We start from the raw sequence: 20,405 nt of genomic DNA, 5'->3' as shown, positions 1-20,405 counted from the left end.
CCTTACTTTCCATGTTTTCTTCTTCTTTCTATTCCCTCTTCTGAGCTAAGCTCAGGGATTGTCCCTAAAACAGGAAGATCTAAAGCCTTTTCAACTTCTTCCTTTGATTTAAATGTATTATCCATAAATTCTAAAAGTAATGATAATCCAACACTAACCATTAATCCAAGAACAAAAGCTATTAAAATATTAAGAGTTTTATTTGGACTTACTGGTTTATCTGGATAAGCTGCCTTTTCAACTATTTGAATATTTCCACTTGGAATAAGCTTCTTAGCTTCCTTTATAAATTCATCTGTAAGGTTTTTAACTATAGAAACATCTTCACTAGGATCCTTTCCTGTGTAAGAAATTTCCAATATTTGAGTATCCTGTCTTGGTGTTATCTTTAAATTCTTTTTAATATCTCTTACTTTTTCGTTTATATTTGCTTTATTCAAAGACTTTTTAATTAAATCATCTGTTTGTGCAACCTCTGCATAGGTAGTTAATAATTTTTGATACATCATTACATCATTACTATTATATTCTTGAGCTTTTTTATTTTCCTTACCTATAAAAAGTTTTGTTGTAACTTCATATTTAGGTGATATAACAAAAAAACTAATAATTCCAACAATTATTGTAAAAGCTAATGTAATCCCCACAATTATTTTCCATCTCTTTTTAATAGCATCTAGTATTTCGCTAATGTTTATGTTCTCTTCATTCATATACTATCTCCCATCCTAATGTCTTTTAAATTTCCTTAAATTTTTCATAATTCCTAAAATTTAATGTTTTTTTAATAAATACTAAACAATTATAACATAAACTATAATTCTTTTCCTTCTTATTCCATAATCCTTATAATCTGTTTTCTTTTTTTTAATATTTTATACATATTGTATTAATATTTTTGGAAATTAACTGTCTTTATTATATATATTACTATATATATAATTTTTTTCAATATTTTTAATTCTACAAATTCTCATATATATTCACAAAACTTAATATATTATTTTGTAAATATTAACTAAAATTATAATTATTAAAAAAATTATAATTTTATATTTTATAATTCACATTTTCTCTAAAAATATTTTTATTTACATTAATTTTAAAAATATAAAAAAAGCCTAAGAATATAACCATAAAGCTAGTTATTTATATATTCTTAGACTTTCAATATTTATATTTTTATGAAATTATTTATTAAAATATTTATCTATTTCATCTAAAATTCTTTTACATGCATTTCCATCTCCATACGGATTTTCAGCATGTGCCATTTCTTTATAAGCTTTTTCATCTGTTAAAAGTTTTTTTGCTTCATTATATATGTTTTCTGTTTCAACTCCTGCAAGCTTTATTGTTCCAGCTTCTACTGCTTCTGGTCTTTCTGTTTCTGTTCTAAGTACCATAACAGGCTTTCCAAGAGTTGGTGCCTCTTCTTGAATTCCACCTGAATCTGTCATTATAAGCTTAACTCTTGACATAAGATTTGCAAACTCTACATATTCTAATGGTTCTATAAGGTGAACTCTTCCTTTATACTTATCAAAATAATTATGTGCAAGTTCCCTTATTGCTGGATTTTTGTGCATTGGGAATATTACTTCAATGCTTTCATCTTCTTCAACTAACTTTATCATAGCCTTAAAGATATTTTCCATTGGCTCTCCCCAATTTTCTCTTCTATGGGTTGTAAGTAATATTACATTTTTATTTGTGTAATTTATATCATTTAAAACTTCTTGTTCGAATTTTAAATTTTCATCTATTACACTTAAAAGAGCATCTATTACAGTGTTTCCTGTTATAAATATTTTTTCTTTACTTACCCCTTCTCTTAAAAGATTTGATTCATTAGTTTTTGTTGGAGCAAAATTTAATGTTGCTATACATCCAGTTAATTTTCTATTTGCTTCTTCTGGAAATGGTGAATATATATCATAAGTTCTAAGTCCTGCTTCAACATGACCTACTGGAACTTTATTATAAAATGCAGCTAATGCTCCATTTAATGTAGTTGAAGTATCTCCATGTACTAATACAATATCAGGTTTTGCTTCCTTTATTACTTCATCTACTCCTTTTAAAACTTTGTTTGATATATCTACTATTGTTTGACCATGTGCCATTATATTTAAATCATAATCTTGTTTTACATTAAATATTTCAAGTACTGTATCTAACATTTCTCTATGTTGTGCTGTTACACATACTATTGATTCAAATCTATCATCTCTTTCAAGAGCTTTAACTAAAGGACACATCTTTATTCCTTCAGGTCTAGTTCCAAAAACTGATAGCACTTTTATCTTTTTCATTAATATCTACCCCTTTTAATAATTAATTCTCTGATTTACCTACATCTGATAATACAAGACCTTTATTATGTTCTAAAGCCCAGCTTATGCCCCAAGTATTTTGGAATATTAAAAGGTTTCTATCCTTTAGATCTTTAACCTTTTTAGTATCTGATGTAAGATTTAATTTATCTACATCAATATTTCCGTCATTTTCAATCCATCTAACAAATCTATATGGAAGTCTTTCCATTTTTATATCAACGTTATATTCATTTTTTAATCTATATTCTAAAACTTCAAATTGAAGCACACCAACAACTCCAACTATTATTTCTTCCATACCTATATGAAGTTCTTTAAATACTTGAATTGCTCCTTCTTGAGCTATTTGAGTAACACCTTTTATAAATTGTTTTCTCTTCATTGTATCTATTGGTCTAACTCTTGCATAATGTTCTGGTGCAAAGGCTGGTATTCCTTCAAATTTAAACTTTTTACTTGGTGTACAAATAGTATCTCCAATTGAAAATACTCCTGGATCAAATACCCCAATTATATCTCCTGCATATGCTTCTTCAACTATTTCTCTATCTTGAGCCATAAATTGTTGTGGTTCTGAAAGTTTAATTTTTTTGTTTTGTTGCATATGATAATAATCTTTGCCTTTTTCAAACTTACCTGAACATATTCTCATAAAAGCAATTCTATCTCTATGAGCTTTATTCATGTTTGCTTGTATCTTAAATACAAATGCTGAAAAATTATCATCAAAAGGATCTATTTTTCCTATACTTGAATTTCTTCCAGTAGGTGCTGTTGTCATTTCTAAGAAATGCTCTAAAAATGGTTCAACGCCAAAGTTTGTAAGAGCTGATCCAAAAAATACTGGAGTTAATTGTCCTTCTCTTACTTTCTCTACATCAAATTCATCTCCTGCAATATCTAGAAGTTCTATATCTTCCATAAGTTTTTCATGAAGATCTTCTCCTAATATTTCTTTAAATTTAGGATCATCAACTTCTCCTTCAATTGCCTTAACTTCCTTTTGACCATGTTCTCCACCTGTAAAGGCTATAATTCTTTTATTATCTCTTTCATATACTCCCTTAAAATCTTTTCCTGAACCTATTGGCCAGTTCATTGGATAAGTTTTTATAGAAAGTTCATTTTCAATGTCTTCTAATAATTCAAATGGATCTCTTGACTCTCTATCCATCTTATTTACAAAAGTAAATGTTGGTATTTCTCTTAAAGCACATACATTAAATAATTTTTTAGTTTGCGCCTCAACTCCCTTTGCAGCATCTACAACCATTACTGCAGAATCTGCTGCCATAAGAGTTCTATATGTATCCTCTGAGAAGTCTTGGTGTCCTGGTGTATCTAATATATTTATACAATGTCCATCATAGTTAAATTGCATAACTGATGATGTAACCGAAATACCTCTTTGCTTTTCTATTTCCATCCAGTCTGATACTGCATGCTTTGATGCCTTTCTAGCCTTTACTGAACCTGCAAGTCTTATGGCACCTCCATATAGTAAGAATTTTTCTGTTAATGTTGTCTTACCTGCATCTGGGTGAGATATTATTGCAAAGGTTCTTCTTTTTTCTATTTCCTTTCTTAAATCAGCCAAGAATATTTCCTCCTTAATTTATGTTAATTCAAATTGTATTCTTTATTATAATCCACTCTCGATTATAACATAAAAGTTTCTATTTTCTATAGTTATACTAACTATATTTAAAAAATTTTATTCTTATTCTCTTTTTTTCTATGATATTTTCCTTTTTAATAATTATACCATGCTTTAAACTAGTATTTATTTTAGATAGAACTTAAAGACAACCTTAAATAAGTCTAAAGGGCTATATAAAATAAATACTACATTAGAAGTATTTTTATAATATTTCATGGTATCATTTTCATATGCTGTTGAATTTATTATTAGTGTGCTTTAAAATAATACATAAAGATAGTAATTTTTAACTATTTCAACACACTAATCTTGTATTTTGTGCACACTTGTATTTTAAGGAGGGACAGCTTTGAAAAGAATTGACTTAGTTTACTCTACAGTTGAAAAATTAGATACAGGAAAAGGGGTTACTACAAATGAAGTCTCTGAAAATTTACATATAGAAAGATCTAATATTAGTAAAAACCTAAATAGTCTTGTTAAAAATAAAAAACTTTATAAAAATTCAACACGTCCAGTAAAATATTTTCTTAAAAATCCTAATGATATAAATTTTGATAATAAATCATCATTAGATAAAATATCTTATCTTTTTCCATCCCTTACAGATGCATGCAAACTTGCTAAAACTGCAATTCTTTATCCTCCAAATGGAATGGATTCTTTAATTATAGGAGAAACAGGTTCTGGTAAATCAATGTTTGCAAAACTTATGCATGAATATGCTGTATCCTTCTTTAATAAAAAAGATATTCCTTTTATCCACTTTAATTGTTCTGATTACTCAAATAATCCACAACTTTTAAGTTCTCAACTATTTGGAGTAAAAAAAGGAACCTTTACAGGAGCTACTGAAGATAGACAAGGATTAATTGAAAAAGCTAATGGTGGAATATTATTTTTAGATGAAATACATAACCTTCCAAGTGAAGGACAAGAAATGTTATTTTTATTTATGGATACTGGATATTTTAGAAGATTTGGTGAAGTTTCTAAAAAAATAAAATCTTCTGTAAGAATTATATGTGCTACAAATGAAGATATAAATGAAACTCTTCTTAGTACATTTTTAAGAAGAATATCAATTAAAATAAAGATTCCAAGTCTTCGTGAAAGAGGCTTAGAAGAAAGACTGACTTTAATTGAAACCTTTTTAAAAAATGAAAGTATAAATTTAAATAAATCTATTTATATTTCTTATAATACTATGCTTTGTTTTTTATCTTATGATTGTATATATAATGTTGGACAATTAAAAAATGATATAAAATTATGTGTTGCTAATGCTTATACTGAATATTTTATAAATAATAAAAAAAATATAAAAATAAACAGTCCTGACCTTCCAAAAGAAATTAGTAAATCTTTATCTCTCCCCTTAACTAAAGAAAAAAGTCTTTTGGAAAAACTAAAACCTGACGGAAATTATTTTGTATATAATAAAGATACTAAAATAGAAAGCCATTCTTTTCAAAACAAAAGATTATTAATGCTTAAATCTTATAGAAATTTGCTTATTGAAGTTAATCGGTTAGTTATAAATAAAACTTCTAGTGCTTTTGAGTTTAATGAATTACTAATAAAATATTTAGAGTGCATAAATAACTATGCTAATGAATATAAATATAAACTTCCTTATGCAACCTTTACTGAAATTAATGAAAAACTTTATGCCTTTGACAATAATATAAAAAAGTTTTTTAACATAGCTTTATACGAAAATATATTTAATATTCACTTAGATTTAATTTATGACAGAATAAACTTTATAAATATAGATATAAATAAACTTGAAAATAAATTAAAATTATTATTTCCAGAAGAAATTAAATTAGCTTCTGATTACAGAAAAATTATTGAAGATAATTTAAATATATATCTTCCATTTTCTGAATTTATATTCATTATTTTAATAGCAATATTTATTAAAAATAATTAAAAGGGGGTGTATTTTACACCCCTTTATAAATTTATTTATTTACATTAGCCATTTTTGCAATATCAAGTATTTTACTCATTTCATCTTCTGTAATATTTAACTCTTCTTTTATAACATCTTTTACATTTTTATCATTTTTAAGAGCTAATTTTGCAATATGAGCTGCTTTATCATATCCTATTATTGGTGCAAATGCTGTAACTATTCCTATACTTCTTTCAACTAATCTCTTACATAGGTTTCCATTTGCTTCTATTCCATTTATACAATTTACAGTAGCTGTATGTATTCCATTTGCAAGTATTTTAATTGATTGGAACATATTTGCAAACATTATTGGATAGAATGCATTTAATTCTAATTGTCCTGATTGAGCTGCTAAAGTTATTGTAGTGTCATTACCCATTATTTGGAATGAAATTTCTTTTAATAGTTCTGCCATAACTGGGTTTACCTTTCCTGGCATTATTGAAGAACCATTTTGTCTTGCAGGTAAAGTTATTTCTCCAAATCCTGTTCTTGGTCCTGATGACATTAAAATTAAATCTCCTGCTATTTTACTTACATTAATTGCACAAACCTTTAAATCTCCTGAAAGTGCAGCTATTATATCTGCATTTTGAGTTGAATCTACTAAATCATCTGATTGTTTTATATTTAATCCAGTTAAATTTCTTAAAGTAATAGCAATTTTCTTTTCATATTCAGGATTAGCATTTATTCCAGTTCCTATAGCAGTTCCTCCTATATTAACTACTAATAAATCATCTAATCTTTCTTTTAATCTATTTATATCCCTTCTAATTGCTCTTGCATATGAAGTAAACTCTGCTCCTAAACTAATTGGTACAGCATCTTGCATTTCAGTTCTTCCCATTTTTATAACATGTTCAAATTCCTTACCTTTATTTAATAGAGCTTCTTCAAAATTCTTTAATTGTTCTAAGCATTGTTTTAATAATATATGACAATTTATTAATCCGGCTGTTGGAATTACATCATTTGTTGATTGTCCCATATTTACGTGATCATTTGGATGAACAGGGTGTCTAAGTCCCTTTTCACATCCTAACATTTCATTTGCTATATTTGCAACAACTTCATTCATATTCATATTCATTGAAGTTCCTGCTCCCCCTTGTACTGGGTCTAATATAAATTGATCTATATATTTACCTTCAATAATTTCATCACAAGCTTTAACAATTGCATCTTTAAGTTTTTCGTCTAATTCTCCAACTTCATAATTTGTTATTGCACAAGCTTTTTTAACTATTGCTAGGGTTTTTATAAAATCCTTATCTAAAGTTAAGCCACTTATTCTAAAGTTTTCATAACCTCTTAATGTTTGAATGCCATAGTAAGCATCCTTTGGTACCTTTTTGCTTCCTACTGAATCCATTTCTTCTCTAAATTCCATGTCTAAAACCTCCAAATAAATTTTATTTACCCCAATCATTTATATTAACTAGCAATTGTTATGCCATACTTTGTGATTTTCTAAAGCCTTTAATTTAGTATGTATAATTTAATATATAAATTTTTGAATACAGTAATATTTATTTTAAAACTTTTTGACACACTTAATTATATAAATTGTCACACTATTTAAGAAAACATTTACATTAAGGCACAAACTAACTTTTAATTAATAAATATATACACAAAATAAAAAAAGGGATATAATCCCTTTTTATTTTTCTGGCATTGCTGCCTTTATTTCAATATCATTTATTCCTATGAATTTAAGTATTTTCTCTGATCTTTCTTTAGTTGAACCTTTTACTATTTTAAATTTAACATTTTCAGATTCTAAAAATCCTAAAATAGCTTTATCAATAGATTGTGCCATTTCTTCATCTTGCCATCTTACACCATCCTTTGCATAACCAAATTCTCTTGGTACAAAGAATATATAATCATACTTTTGTAAATCCCTCAATGCTAAAGCATATAAATCTTTAAGAATTTCTATTTCTTTTACTGTTCTTTCTTTATCACCTAACATAAATCTTCCATATATGTAAGGTACAAAAGTAGCATAATCTGTTATTGCATAATCAAACTCATTTAATCCTTCTTCTAATTGTGCTTGTCCTAAATATATACCATATTGTTCTGCAATTGTTTCTATCATACCTTTATCTCTTAAGTAATCCGTACTGTATTCAGTTGCAACTCCAACATTTAAATCTCTTATTTTTAGATCAACATATAATTGCTGTATTAATGTAGTTTTTCCACATCTTGGACCACCTAGCACTGCTATTCTTATTGGCATATAATCTCTCCTCTTTCATCTAATATCTTAATTTCTTAGAAATTAGAATCCCATGTTTTTTTGTTTTTAATTTAAGAAAACACAATAATTATATCAGCTTAAATATTAATTTTCAATTATTTTAAAAATCTATATATTTATAGTGGTATTTTATATATTTTTAAATTTTCTTATAAAAATATATTTTTTATGTATTAAATAATAAGATTTACAAAAGCTATATTTAAGGAGGAGATATTAATGAAAAAACATAAAAATAAAATATCACAAACTAAAAAACTTAAAGATGAAATAGAATCTAAATGTTATCTTCCTGAAAAAAGAACTGATTATCATCCAAAGGATAGTGAATTAACTAGTACAGCTCCAAATGGAGATACTACATTACTTCCAAATCCAGCAACAGATCCTATTGTTTGCAATAATATTTCTTATATGGAATTTGATTATACTCAAAGTATGGCAAATGAAATTGATGATCTTGAGTCAATAAAAGAAATAATAAAAAATGATAAAAAAAATTAAAATATCTAACCCTTATAAACTAAAGTAACCAAAATAAGGATCTCTCATATAAAATTATGAAACATATGCGTCTAATTTCATAATCTAGAGAGGTCCTTAATTTGTTTTTTCCTTATAGAAGTAAAATTAATTTACTTAATTTAAAATATGAATATCTTTATAAAAAAATAATGGAAAGTAAAATTACCTCCCATTATTTTAAACTTATACTATCTAGTTTCTAAGAATGCTACTAAGTTATTAACTGTAGCCATATCTGTTCTTTCTAAATCAGTTGGTTGAAGCTTTATTCCTAATTTTTCTTCTATTTGTAATAATACTTCTATTATTGCAAGTGAATCTAAAAGTCCTGCTTCAAATAAATTTAAATCTAAATCATCTCTTATTTCATCGCATCCTGTTACTTCTTCAAAAATTTCAATTACTTTTTCTTGCATTTTCTCTTCTCCCTTATCTCTTTCTTTAATTTAATATCTTAAGTATATACTATATATATTAAACTAAATTTGTATTTTTTATATAAATTTTATATAAATTTATTCTTAAAAATCTTTATTTCTATCTTATTTTACTAAAATATCCTGAGAATATTAAAAGTCCAAAACATGCTATATGGAATGTTAATACGATCTGTACAACTACAAACCATTTTTCCTTCTTATGAGCTTTATAGAACTTGGATTTTCTTTGATATATATCAGTTAATACTAATACGCCACCTTGATATAAACCATAAACGATATAATACCAAGTTAGTCCATGCCAAAATCCCATAGTAATCATTGTAATCATTTGGGCTACATGAGCTGCTGTTGTTCTCTTTTTAAATCTTTTCTTTCTCATAGATGATATAACAAATCTTGAAAATATATAATCTCCAAACCATCTTGATAGAGATATATGCCATCTAGTCCAGAATTCCTTCATATCTTTACTTATAAATGGTTTATTGAAATTATCTGGTGCTTTTATTCCAAATATGTAACTTGTACCTACTGCAAATAAACTATATCCACCAAAGTCAAAGAATAAATATAAACTATATGCATACATATAACTTAAAGCTCTCATTACAGTAAAATGATCAGTGTGTATTTTTGTAAGCCATAAAGTATTTATAAGGAAGGCTATAACAAATTTATAACCAATCCCTAAAAATATCTTTTTAATTCCTGGCATTAAATATTCATCTAAATATTCTTGTCTTGTTATTTCTTTATCTAAATCTTTTTCAAATCTTCTTGATCTATCAATTGGTCCTGAACTTAATGTTGGGAAGAATAATACGAAATAAAGAAATGTTGATAACTTTACTTCTTTTATTGCTTCATCATATATTTCAATAACCATTTGAATTACTCTGAAGTTAAGATAAGATATTCCTATAAATCCTATAACCCCAATTTTTGCATGAGGTATTATTTTACCAAATTCAGGTGAAATCTTATTTAATATAACAGGTAACATTGATCCAAAAAGGAATAATCTATAAATAAATTTGCTATCTGTCTTTCTTCTTACATGCAAATATCCATATACTATTATTAATTCCCATATAATAAATGCACATAAAAACTTAAATTGCAAGTGTGTGCCAACTATAAGGAATATCATGAATAATGTTGCAATCATTCCATAAAACTTTATCTTCTTGCCTAATAAACCTAAAACTACTGCTGGTATGGCTGTTAGAAACAATATATACAAATAAAGATAATCTCCATATTGTGAAAAAGTCATTACATTTCCTCCATAAGTTTCTTTCTATCTATTTTACCATTTATATTAGTTGGAAACTCTTCTATTATCTTTATATTTCTTGGAATCATGTAATTTGGTATAAACTTTTCTAAACCTTTTTTAATCATCATTCCATTTTTTAAATTACTTAAATCATTTTTTTCTTTTAATTGTACAATTCCTTGAAGATATGCAATCTTTTCATCTTTGTAAACTGGAAGGACAACTGCATTTTTAACATTATCAACTTTTCTTAAGTTGTTTTCTATATCTTCAATTTCTATTCTAAAACCATTAAGCTTTATTTGGAAATCCTTTCTTCCACAGTAATATATTCTACCGTCCATTAAGTATGCCATATCACCTGTTCTATAGGCTCTAAACTTTTCACCATTAAAGTCATCATAATAGAATGCTTCATTTGTTTTTACTTCATTTTTAAAGTATCCCTTTGAAACAGATTTTCCTATTATTATAACTTCACCTTTTTCTCCTTCTTTAACATCGTTGCCATTCTCATCAACAATTCTAATTTTTGTTGTTTCCATTACAACTCCAACTGGAAGGCTCTTTTCATCGTCAAGCATTTCTTGTGTTATATCATTAGCACTTATTCCAACTGTAGCTTCTGTTGGTCCATAACCATTTATTATTCTTGTATTTTCAAATCTCTCCATAAGTTCCTTTGAAAGGCTCTTTGGAAGAACTTCTCCTATAAATATCATTGACTCAAGATTTTTAAGCATCTTGCTATCAAAATCCTTCTCTGTAATACATACCCCTGCAAAAGATGGTGTTGAAACCCATATATTCATATTTGACTCTTTTAATTGAGAGAATAATTCTTTATAGTTTGCAAGAGTCTTCTTTGAAAGTGAGAATAATGTAGCACCATGAGTTAATCCTGGATAAATTGTTGTAACTGAAAGGTCAAATGAATATGCTGCTTGGTTCATTATAACTTTTTCGCTTCCATCAATATTTAAGTATTCACTTATCCACTCAACAAAATTATCTATATTGTTACTACTTATTTGAACTCCCTTTGGCTTTCCTGTACTTCCTGAAGTAAATAATATATAAGCATTTTCATCTTCTTTTACCCATGATTCTTCTGCTATTACTTCATCTTTATAATCTTCAATTATTTTAAGTAATTCATCTTCATTAATTACTTTTACATTTTCTCCAAATGCATCTTTTTCTAAATCACTAAAGTTGAATATTACTTGTGGTTTAACTTCTTCTTTTACATTTAAAACTCTATCTAATGGGAAACTTATATCTAAAGGTACATAAGCTCTTCCTGATTTTAAAGCCCCAATCATACATGCCATTATTAAATTATCTTTATTACCATATATAACTATAGGAGTGTTATCCTTATGAGTTTCTTTTAAATATGCTCCTATACTTTCTGAAAATCTATCTAAATCTTTATATGATAATTCTTGTCCATCACATTTTAGAGCTATTCTATTAGTCTTTGCGTATTTTTTAATTCCTCTAATTATTTCCATAGTAATTTCCTCCAAAGTTAAAATTCATTATATATAAATGGTATTTGTTTAAATGGTGCAAAAGTAAACAATAATATAGCTGCTATTATAACAACTGTTAACACTATGCTACTTATTAAATACTTGTGCTTCATTATATTGTTTGTACAATCTTTCACTTACGTCCAACCATCCTTTCGTTCCTAAATGCATTATGTCTCTTAGATAATAATCTGTATTTTCTTCATTCTTTAAATTCATAACATTAAAGCCTTTTTCTTTTGCTAATTTTGCAATAGTATCATAAAATTTATATCTTTCTTCTTTTGATATTCCTTTATAATCAAAATACCATGGAGAAACTGGCATTATTACTACAGTTGGCTTAACTCCTAGGTTTTCACATACTCTTAAGAAATACTTATAATCATTTAATTCTTCTGATTTTAGTAAATCAACCTTTGAGTATACATTTTTTAGTTTCTTCCACCTTGGTTTTAAAGTTTTATTATAATAATTATTGTCAATTTTAAATTTATTGTTTTTTACTCTCTTCTTAGCATCTTTTATAGCTATTTCATTTTCTTTTTTCCAATCTATTGGCTTTCCTAATTTATCATAGTTTTCTGACTTGTTAGGTAATTTTTCAAGTCTCCTATATAGCATACCCTTTTCCTTTAATATAACCATCTTTTCTCTAAATTTAAAATATGGTTTTAAAAGTACTTTTTCAACTTTCGCTAAAGTGGTATGTGAATTGTAAAGTCTAGCATATAATCTTTCACTAGCATATTCATCACTTCCCTTTAAAAGAGTATTGAGTCTCTTACATAGATGTTCTTTATTTTTCTTAGATATTTTAGGGTTGTTTAAAAATGTATACATTTGTACAGGAGAAAACCTTACTTGAAATGTATTTTTAACAATACCCTTTTTTTCAGTAAACCACTGCAAAGATACTAATAAAACAACTTTTTTATTTCTTATATTTGGATCTGTACTTCCTAATATAATTGCATCTTGTAATTCCTTTGTTCCAGCCCTACCTATTATAAATACCTTATCTTTACTTCTATTTGTATTAAAGTAACGTGAAGGATGCTGTTTAGTTGCATGTCTTAATTCTGATGAACCTAACATCATTATATCTCCACCTTCAAGGAAATGGTTGTTAATTAATACCCCTTTATCTTTTATGTTAGATTCAAATTCATCCATAAGAGGTACTAAGTTTTTACTTTTATATAAAGAATCAATCTTATGGTCTAAAAACTTATTTAAACCGAAAGCAAAACCTACCCCTATAATTAGTGGTATTATAAAATATAATACTTTTTTCATACCGTGCTCCTCTCTAAATATCTAAATAAAATTCATTTAACATAATATTACTATTACAAAAGATAATCAATCATATAAAATAAACTTTTTTTAATAAATAATGAATAAGAACTTAAGAAAATATAAAATTTTATTTTATAAATATAAATAACTTTACATACTTTCCATTTAAAGCTATAAATTTATATTAATATGAATTTATCTCTTATAAAAGTTTAACAAAATATTAATTAAATACTTTATTATAATTCTATAAAATAGTTATAGTTAGAACTTCTGTATATAAAGTTCTAACTACTTTCATATACGATATACTAACCATATTATATTATAATTTAAAAATACTTCATATACAATTACAAAATTAGAACAAAAAAATTAAAATTATTATTAATTTAAAAAATTCTCAAAAATTAAGAGCAATTTAGGATTATATTACATCCTAAATTGCTCTTATTATATAATAAATTAGTGTTTTACATGCCTTTTTCTATATTTCTGCTAGCTATAACATCTATTCCTGTTCCTAATACATTCTCTATTATTACATCTCCCATTTGAATTGGAGCTTCTACTTCTGTTTGATTTATTATATCAACACATTCAAAGTTTAAATGTTTTGGGATAGCACCATTTGTTTTTACTGGTACTACAGGAAGTTCTCCACCTTTTACCTTTACTGTTGATGTAACAACTCTAACTGGATTTGTAACTTCATTTATTCCATATACTTCTCCTCTTTTACAGGTATTACCTGTAACTGTCTTATTTTCTACATCCACTTTAAGATGACATCCCATTGGACAATTTATACAAATTAATTCTTTAATCATTATCCTATTCACCGTCCTAAACTATATAATTATTTTAATTATCTTTTGATCTTATACCTATTAAATTATTCTAAAGAAATTGTTATATCTCCCTTAACACCTTCTAAAAGCTTCTTAGGTAAAATTATTTTTTCCATTTCAGCTGGTGCTAAATGACTTCTCTTAAATGAAGCAATTTCTCTATCTCCTTCTCTAACTACTAAAACTTTGTCATGATAAATATTATTTACTCTCATAAATACTGTCATACTTCCATCAATAGCTTCTACATTAACTCTTTGAGGAACAGTGTAATTTATATTTTGACCATTTATTATTTTTATTTGTTCTCCTTTTGGAAGTTCGCCTTTAATATATTTAGCAGCTGACTTTCCTGCATGCTTTGATTCTTGAGTAACAAAATCAACTAGGTCATGAACATGTACAACATTACCACATGCAAATATTCCATCTATTGATGTTTCCATACTTTCTGATACAATAAGTCCATTTGTTCTCATATCTTTTTCTATTCCAGCCTTTGATGATAATTCATTTTCTGGAATTAATCCAACTGAAAGAAGTAATGTGTCAACATCAAATTCTTTCTCTGTACCCTTTATAGGTCTTCTATTTTCATCTACTTGAGCTATAATAACTTTTTCTAATCTTTCTTTTCCTATAATATCTACTACAGTATGAGATAAATATAAAGGTATATCATAATCTTCAAGGCATTGAACAATATTTCTGTTTAATCCATTTGAATATGGCATAAGCTCAACAACACCTTCAACCTTCGCTCCTTCAAGTGTCATTCTTCTTGCCATTATAAGTCCTATATCACCTGATCCTAATATAAGCACTTTCTTACCTGGCATATATCCTTCCATATTAATATATCGTTGAGCTGCTCCTGCTGTAAATACTCCAGATGGTCTATCTCCAGGAATATTTATAGCTCCTCTTGTTCTTTCTCTACATCCCATTGATAATATTATAGCTTTTCCTTGTAATACAATATATCCTTCTTCTGGATTAATAGCATGTACATTTTTATTATCATCTATTTCAAGTACCATTGTGCCAAGTTTAACTTCTACATTTGTATCTTTAAGCATGTTTATAAATCTTTGAGCATATTCAGGTCCCGTTAATTCTTCTTTAAAAGTGTGTAGTCCAAAACCATTATGGATACATTGATTTAATATACCACCTAATTCATTATCTCTCTCTATAATTAATATCTTCTTTATTCCATTACTATAAGCTTCATAAGCTGCTGCAAGTCCTGCAGGACCTCCTCCAACTACTATTAAATCGTACATTACTATCCCTCCTATTTTGTTTTTCCTACTAATATATATGATCCATCTTTTTCAAGATTAATATCTTCCATATTTAATTTTAATTCTCTTGCTATAATCTCTTGTACCTTTGGTCCACAGAATCCACCTTGACATCTTCCCATTCCTGGTCTACATCTTCTCTTAACACCATCTAATGTCATATTTCCAAAACATCTCTTTATAGATGCAACTATTTCTCCTTCTGTTATGCTTTCACATCTGCAGATTATTCTTCCGTATCGTGGATCCTTTTTAATTACTTCAGCCTTTTCTTCAGGTGATAATTCCATAAATCTTATTTCTCTTCTAATTGGATTAAAGTTTTTGTTTTCTTCTAAATCTAATCCACAATCCTTTAAAATAAGAACAACATCTTCTGCTATTGCTGGAGCTGATGAAAGTCCTGGAGATTTTATTCCTGCAACATCAATAAAGTTTTTAACATCTTCTGCTTCTTCTACTATAAAGTCTCCTCTATCTGATGTAGCTCTAAGTCCTGCAAAGTTTCTAATTGATTCTCTAAAGTTAACTTTGTTAGTAGTTTTTAGTGATTTTTCTCTTATAAATGCTAATCTTTCTCCTTCAGTCTTAACATCTTCTTTATCATCTAAATCTTCTGCATCTGGTCCAACTAATAAGTTGCCATGAACAGTTGGAGTTACTAAAATTCCCTTACCAAGTTTTGATGGACATTGGAATATTGTATGACTTACTACATTTCCTTGAGTTTTATCCATTACAAAATATTCACCTTTTCTTGGTGTTATTTTAAAGCTTTTCTTGCAAATTAAGTTGTGAACATCATCAGCATGTACTCCTGCTGCATTAATTACATATTTAGATTCAATTATTTTTCCATTTTTAGTAGTAATTTTAAATATATTATTTTCTTTCTTTATATCTGAAACTTCAGAGTTTAATAAAATTTCTCCTCCATTTGCTACTCCATTTTCCATTAAGGCAATTGTATATTCAAATGGACCAACTATTCCTCCTGTTGGTGCATATAAAGCTCCAACAACTTCATCATTAAGATTTGGTTCTTTTTCTAAAACTTCTTCTTTACTTAAAATCTTAAGTCCTTTAACTCCTATTTTATTACCATTTTCATAAAGTTTTTTGATTGTTTCCATATCCTCATCTGAAAAACCAATTATTAATGAACCATTTCTTTTAAATGGTACATCAAGATCTTTACAAAGATCTTCAAACATTTCATTTCCTTTTACATTGTACTTAGCCATTAAAGTTCCAACCTTTGGATCGTAACCTGCGTGAATAATAGCTGAATTTGCCTTTGATGTTCCCATTGAAACATCATTTTCTTTTTCTAATACTACTACCTTTAAATTGTATTTTGTAAGTTCTCTAAATATTGAAGCTCCTATGACCCCTGCTCCTATAATTGCAACATCATACATACTATAAAACCTCCTAGATTTATTTAAAATTGTTAATTAATATATTTTCATTTCATTAACTTAGCGATAGCGACTTCTCTAAGAAAATTTAACTAAAAAAAATATTTTTAGTTTATGTAACATTTGTAGTGAATCACATAATATTTGTTTTTATTCACGACAAAAAAGCCAAGCAAAAACTAAGGATTATTCATCCTTAATTTGTGTGCTTGACTCTAATTCTCTTAACACCAATATTTATTTTATATTAATATTCTATCATTTTTTATCTTTTTTGTCAATAATTTTTAAAAATTACTTTTATTGTTTAAAATTATTAATTAATTGCATAAAAATTTTACTATTCTACCCAATTGCCAACTCTTTCAACTGCCTTTTCCCAACCTTTACATAGTCTTTCTCTTTCTTCTTCTTTAAATGTTGGTTTAAATGTTTCACTTGCATACCAAGATTTTGATATTTCCTCTTTATCCTTCCAATATCCTACAGCAAGTCCTGCTAAATATGCAGCTCCAAGAGCTGTTGTTTCTGTAATTATTGGTCTTGTAACATTTGTATTCATTATATCTGCTTGGAATTGCATTAAGAATCCATTCTTACTTGCTCCTCCATCAACTTTTAAATTTTCTATTTTATATCCTGCATCTTCTTCCATTGCATGTAAAACATCCTTTGATTGATATGCAATTGATTCTAAAGCTGCTCTTATTATATGATTCCTATTTGATCCTCTAGTTAATCCAAATATTGCTCCTCTAGCATACATATCCCAATGTGGAGCTCCAAGTCCAACAAAAGCTGGGACAACATAAACTCCCCCATTATCATTTACTTTCTTTGCAAAATATTCTGTATCCTGTGCATCATTTACAAGCATAAGCTCATCTCTAATCCATTGAATTACAGCCCCACCTACAAATACTGAACCTTCTAAAGCATATTGTACTTTTCCATTAAGTCCTATTGCTATTGTAGTTAAAAGTCCATTTTTACTTTCAACCTTTTTTTCTCCTGTATTCATAAGTAAGAAACATCCTGTACCATAAGTATTTTTAGCTGAACCTTTAGTAAAACAAGCTTGTCCAAATAAAGCAGCTTGTTGGTCTCCAGCAATACCTGCTATTGGAACTCTAAAGCCTCCTCTTCCACCAAGGTTTGTATATCCATAAATTTCTGAGGAGTTTTTAACTTCTGGTAATATTGATTTTGGAATATCTAAAGCTTTTAAAATTTTTTCATCCCATTCTAATGTGTTTATATTAAAAAGCATTGTTCTTGAAGCATTTGTATAATCTGTTACATGAACTTTTCCATCAGTAAGCTTCCAAATAAGCCATGTATCCACTGTACCAAAAAGCAAATCTCCATTTTCTGCCTTTTCCCTTGCACCTTCTACATTATCTAATATCCATTTAATTTTAGTTCCTGAAAAATAAGCATCCAATATTAATCCTGTTGATTCTTTTATATAATCTTTTAGACCTTGTTTTTCTAACTGATCACATATATCAGCCGTTCTTCTACATTGCCAAACAATTGCATTGTATATTGGCTCTCCAGTATTTTTATCCCAAACAATTGTAGTTTCTCTTTGATTTGTAATACCTATTGCCGCAATTTCTTCTTGAGTTATATTGCTTTTTGCCATAGCTTCCTGAAGAACACCATATTGAGTTGCCCAAATTTCCATTGGATTATGTTCAACCCATCCTTCCTTTGGATAAAATTGAGTTATCTCTTTTTGGCTAACTCCTATTATGTTTTGCTCATTATCAAATATAATTGCTCTTGAACTAGTAGTTCCTTGATCTAAGGCTATAATATACTTTCTCATTTTACACACACCTTTTCCTAATAATTACAAACTCCTGATTATATTAATGTCTTATGAATATTTCTTATTGCTATTAATTAAATGTGAAGTCGCTATCGATTAATTAACGAATAAATTAAATATTCCATATTTCTTTTTTTGTTGTGGAAACAGATGTTGCTCCTGAATTTAAAGCCATCATAACCTCTTCCTTTGTTTTTATTAAGCCACCACAAATAATTGGCTTGTTTGATGTTTGTGATAATTCTTCAACAACCTTTGGTATTACACCTGGTAAAATCTCAATTGCATCTATTTCTGATAGTAAATGTCCTTTTGCTTTATTAAGTGATAATGTATCAAATACAAAACTTCTTAAAATACCAATAAATCCTTCTTCTCTAGCTATTTTTATTGTTTGAAATTTTGTACTTATTATCCCTTTAAATTTTGTTTCTTGTTTTAAATACTTAATAGCTGCCTCTTTTTGATTTAGACCATCAATTAAATCAATATGGACAATACCTATCTTGTTATTGTCATTTATTATATTACTGATTTTCTTAACACTAAGTATATCTCCAAAAAGGACAAATATAACTTGTGTGTCGGAGTTAATTGCTGTATTTAACTCTTCAAAGTCTTTTACTGCTGCTATAATTGGATTATCTGCTAATACTTCGTCAAATTTCATTTTTACTCCTTTAAATTACACTTTACTGTAAATGTTTACTTTTATTTTATTATTACATCTATAAAATTTTCTGTCAATTTAGATAATAATTTAACATTGATAAAAAGCTTTTATATACCTTAATTATTTTTTAACTTATAAGAAGGCTATTTTCTAGTATTTTTATAATTAATACTATATTATATTTTGATATTTTTTTAACTATATCATCTTATATTTTTTAAATTTACAATATAATTATGTTTTTTTATTAAATAAACTATAATTCAATTTGTAATATTTACAGTTTATTAATATTTAATTTAAAATTCTATTAAGATTTATTGATTATTTTTCAAATTTTTATTTATATTAACTTTTTGTTTATTAAATGTTAATTAATTATTTTCATTTGTATAATAAAATTAACTAAAGTAATTTTATTATGTTTGAAGGGTGATTTTTTGAAATATATTCTTACTATTATTTTCTTTATACTTTATCTTTATGTTGCTTATAGATTTATAATTACATATAAAACTTTTAAAGGGAAAAATTTTATAATAGTAAATTCTTTTTATAAATTTTCCTGTAAAAAATATTTAAAAATATTTTTTACACTTGAGTTTTTAATATTTATTGCATCTTTTATTCTTGGAATATTTCTTATATTTTCATATAGAAATTTTCCTATGTATTTATATGTTATTCCTTTTATTTTTTCTACTTATAATGAATTAATAATAATAACTGATGAATATATTTCAACTATATTTAAAACTATATCTACAAGTGATATTGACTGTATAAGAATTGAAAATGATCCTATTACATCATCTCACAGCAAAGCACAACTTATTTTATTTATAAAAAATAAAAATGAAAAAGTTAAAATCAATATTCCAAATAGAAACATTGAAACTGTTAAAAATTCTTTAAGAGAAGTTGGTTATGAAGTTCATATAACTACCAAAATTTCATAATGTAAAATAAAAACATATTTTTTTAGGCTA

General features: G+C 26.7%; 17 protein-coding genes. 3 read left to right on the top strand and 14 right to left on the bottom strand.

The window, feature by feature from the left end:
• Positions 1-2: 2 nt before the first annotated feature.
• The 3 genes from J2Z53_RS03515 to J2Z53_RS03505 all read right to left on the bottom strand — a co-directional run bounded on the left by J2Z53_RS03515 (position 3) and on the right by J2Z53_RS03505 (position 3,936).
• A complete protein-coding gene (locus J2Z53_RS03515) occupies positions 3-713 on the bottom strand; it encodes a YveK family protein (RefSeq protein WP_209795856.1) in 711 nt (236 codons plus the stop codon).
• 477 nt (positions 714-1,190) lie between these two features.
• Entirely contained in the window at positions 1,191-2,315 is a 1,125-nt protein-coding gene (gene wecB / locus J2Z53_RS03510; RefSeq protein WP_209795855.1) for a non-hydrolyzing UDP-N-acetylglucosamine 2-epimerase, read from the bottom strand.
• A gap of 22 nt (positions 2,316-2,337) precedes the next feature.
• Complete coding sequence (locus tag J2Z53_RS03505) at positions 2,338-3,936, bottom strand: peptide chain release factor 3 (protein WP_209795854.1); 1,599 nt, start codon at positions 3,934-3,936, stop codon at positions 2,338-2,340.
• A 412-nt stretch (positions 3,937-4,348) separates the two neighbouring features.
• Between J2Z53_RS03505 and J2Z53_RS03500 the strand changes: the two genes are divergently transcribed.
• A complete protein-coding gene (locus J2Z53_RS03500) occupies positions 4,349-5,938 on the top strand; it encodes a sigma 54-interacting transcriptional regulator (RefSeq protein ID WP_209795853.1) in 1,590 nt (529 codons plus the stop codon).
• 31 nt (positions 5,939-5,969) lie between these two features.
• Here J2Z53_RS03500 and J2Z53_RS03495 read toward each other — a convergent pair whose 3' ends face one another.
• Positions 5,970-7,358 (bottom strand): aspartate ammonia-lyase, encoded by a 1,389-nt coding sequence (locus J2Z53_RS03495; protein ID WP_209795852.1) that lies wholly within the window; start codon positions 7,356-7,358, stop codon positions 5,970-5,972.
• Between the two features lie 273 nt (positions 7,359-7,631).
• Positions 7,632-8,219 (bottom strand): AAA family ATPase, encoded by a 588-nt coding sequence (locus J2Z53_RS03490; protein WP_209795851.1) that lies wholly within the window; start codon positions 8,217-8,219, stop codon positions 7,632-7,634.
• A 240-nt stretch (positions 8,220-8,459) separates the two neighbouring features.
• Between J2Z53_RS03490 and J2Z53_RS03485 the strand changes: the two genes are divergently transcribed.
• Positions 8,460-8,744, top strand: coding sequence for a hypothetical protein (locus J2Z53_RS03485; protein ID WP_234925764.1), 285 nt, complete (start codon positions 8,460-8,462; stop codon positions 8,742-8,744).
• 209 nt (positions 8,745-8,953) lie between these two features.
• Here the strand turns inward: J2Z53_RS03485 and dltC are convergent, their stop codons facing one another.
• The 9 genes from dltC to J2Z53_RS03440 form a co-directional block, all read right to left on the bottom strand.
• Positions 8,954-9,181 (bottom strand): D-alanine--poly(phosphoribitol) ligase subunit DltC, encoded by a 228-nt coding sequence (dltC, locus tag J2Z53_RS03480; RefSeq protein WP_209795850.1) that lies wholly within the window; start codon positions 9,179-9,181, stop codon positions 8,954-8,956.
• Positions 9,182-9,302: 121 nt separating this feature from the next.
• Positions 9,303-10,484 (bottom strand): D-alanyl-lipoteichoic acid biosynthesis protein DltB, encoded by a 1,182-nt coding sequence (dltB, locus tag J2Z53_RS03475; RefSeq protein WP_209795849.1) that lies wholly within the window; start codon positions 10,482-10,484, stop codon positions 9,303-9,305.
• Entirely contained in the window at positions 10,484-12,004 is a 1,521-nt protein-coding gene (dltA, locus tag J2Z53_RS03470; RefSeq protein WP_209795848.1) for a D-alanine--poly(phosphoribitol) ligase subunit DltA, read from the bottom strand. Before dltA ends, dltB begins: the two co-directional genes overlap by 1 nt.
• Positions 12,005-12,112: 108 nt before the next feature.
• Positions 12,113-13,324, bottom strand: a complete 1,212-nt coding sequence (dltD, locus tag J2Z53_RS03465) for a D-alanyl-lipoteichoic acid biosynthesis protein DltD (RefSeq protein ID WP_209795847.1) — start codon at positions 13,322-13,324, stop codon at positions 12,113-12,115.
• Between the two features lie 476 nt (positions 13,325-13,800).
• Positions 13,801-14,157: a DUF1667 domain-containing protein gene (locus J2Z53_RS03460; protein WP_209795846.1), complete on the bottom strand. Its 357-nt coding sequence runs from the start codon at positions 14,155-14,157 to the stop codon at positions 13,801-13,803.
• A 65-nt stretch (positions 14,158-14,222) separates the two neighbouring features.
• Complete coding sequence (locus tag J2Z53_RS03455; protein ID WP_209795845.1) at positions 14,223-15,464, bottom strand: NAD(P)/FAD-dependent oxidoreductase; 1,242 nt, start codon at positions 15,462-15,464, stop codon at positions 14,223-14,225.
• Between the two features lie 11 nt (positions 15,465-15,475).
• The gene (locus J2Z53_RS03450; protein WP_209795844.1) at positions 15,476-16,906 is read right to left on the bottom strand and encodes an NAD(P)/FAD-dependent oxidoreductase; all 1,431 of its coding nucleotides are present in this window, start codon (positions 16,904-16,906) and stop codon (positions 15,476-15,478) included.
• A gap of 340 nt (positions 16,907-17,246) precedes the next feature.
• A complete protein-coding gene (gene glpK, locus J2Z53_RS03445; RefSeq protein ID WP_209795843.1) occupies positions 17,247-18,740 on the bottom strand; it encodes a glycerol kinase GlpK in 1,494 nt (497 codons plus the stop codon).
• 115 nt (positions 18,741-18,855) lie between these two features.
• Positions 18,856-19,413: a glycerol-3-phosphate responsive antiterminator gene (locus J2Z53_RS03440; RefSeq protein WP_209795842.1), complete on the bottom strand. Its 558-nt coding sequence runs from the start codon at positions 19,411-19,413 to the stop codon at positions 18,856-18,858.
• 671 nt (positions 19,414-20,084) lie between these two features.
• Here J2Z53_RS03440 and J2Z53_RS03435 point away from each other — a divergent pair.
• Positions 20,085-20,375, top strand: a complete 291-nt coding sequence (locus J2Z53_RS03435; RefSeq protein WP_209795841.1) for a hypothetical protein — start codon at positions 20,085-20,087, stop codon at positions 20,373-20,375.
• Positions 20,376-20,405 lie beyond the last annotated feature (30 nt).

Source organism: Clostridium moniliforme (assembly GCF_017873235.1).
Lineage (GTDB): Bacteria > Bacillota > Clostridia > Clostridiales > Clostridiaceae > Clostridium > Clostridium moniliforme.
The sequence above is the reverse complement of the archived record's forward strand: the minus strand, read 5'-3'. Positions and strand labels throughout refer to the sequence as shown.

What these genes read in the sequence shown, in the direction of transcription:
- J2Z53_RS03515 (WP_209795856.1), bottom strand. Translation starts at nt 713, where the DNA reads ATGAATGAAGAGAACATAAACATTAGCGAAATACTAGATGCTATTAAA.
- wecB (WP_209795855.1), bottom strand. Translation starts at nt 2,315, where the DNA reads ATGAAAAAGATAAAAGTGCTATCAGTTTTTGGAACTAGACCTGAAGGA.
- J2Z53_RS03495 (WP_209795852.1), bottom strand. Translation starts at nt 7,358, where the DNA reads ATGGAATTTAGAGAAGAAATGGATTCAGTAGGAAGCAAAAAGGTACCA.
- J2Z53_RS03490 (WP_209795851.1), bottom strand. Translation starts at nt 8,219, where the DNA reads ATGCCAATAAGAATAGCAGTGCTAGGTGGTCCAAGATGTGGAAAAACT.
- J2Z53_RS03485 (WP_234925764.1), top strand. Translation starts at nt 8,460, where the DNA reads ATGAAAAAACATAAAAATAAAATATCACAAACTAAAAAACTTAAAGAT.
- dltC (WP_209795850.1), bottom strand. Translation starts at nt 9,181, where the DNA reads ATGCAAGAAAAAGTAATTGAAATTTTTGAAGAAGTAACAGGATGCGAT.
- dltB (WP_209795849.1), bottom strand. Translation starts at nt 10,484, where the DNA reads ATGACTTTTTCACAATATGGAGATTATCTTTATTTGTATATATTGTTT.
- dltA (WP_209795848.1), bottom strand. Translation starts at nt 12,004, where the DNA reads ATGGAAATAATTAGAGGAATTAAAAAATACGCAAAGACTAATAGAATA.
- dltD (WP_209795847.1), bottom strand. Translation starts at nt 13,324, where the DNA reads ATGAAAAAAGTATTATATTTTATAATACCACTAATTATAGGGGTAGGT.
- J2Z53_RS03460 (WP_209795846.1), bottom strand. Translation starts at nt 14,157, where the DNA reads ATGATTAAAGAATTAATTTGTATAAATTGTCCAATGGGATGTCATCTT.
- J2Z53_RS03455 (WP_209795845.1), bottom strand. Translation starts at nt 15,464, where the DNA reads ATGTACGATTTAATAGTAGTTGGAGGAGGTCCTGCAGGACTTGCAGCA.
- J2Z53_RS03450 (WP_209795844.1), bottom strand. Translation starts at nt 16,906, where the DNA reads ATGTATGATGTTGCAATTATAGGAGCAGGGGTCATAGGAGCTTCAATA.
- glpK (WP_209795843.1), bottom strand. Translation starts at nt 18,740, where the DNA reads ATGAGAAAGTATATTATAGCCTTAGATCAAGGAACTACTAGTTCAAGA.
- J2Z53_RS03440 (WP_209795842.1), bottom strand. Translation starts at nt 19,413, where the DNA reads ATGAAATTTGACGAAGTATTAGCAGATAATCCAATTATAGCAGCAGTA.
- J2Z53_RS03435 (WP_209795841.1), top strand. Translation starts at nt 20,085, where the DNA reads ATGTATTTATATGTTATTCCTTTTATTTTTTCTACTTATAATGAATTA.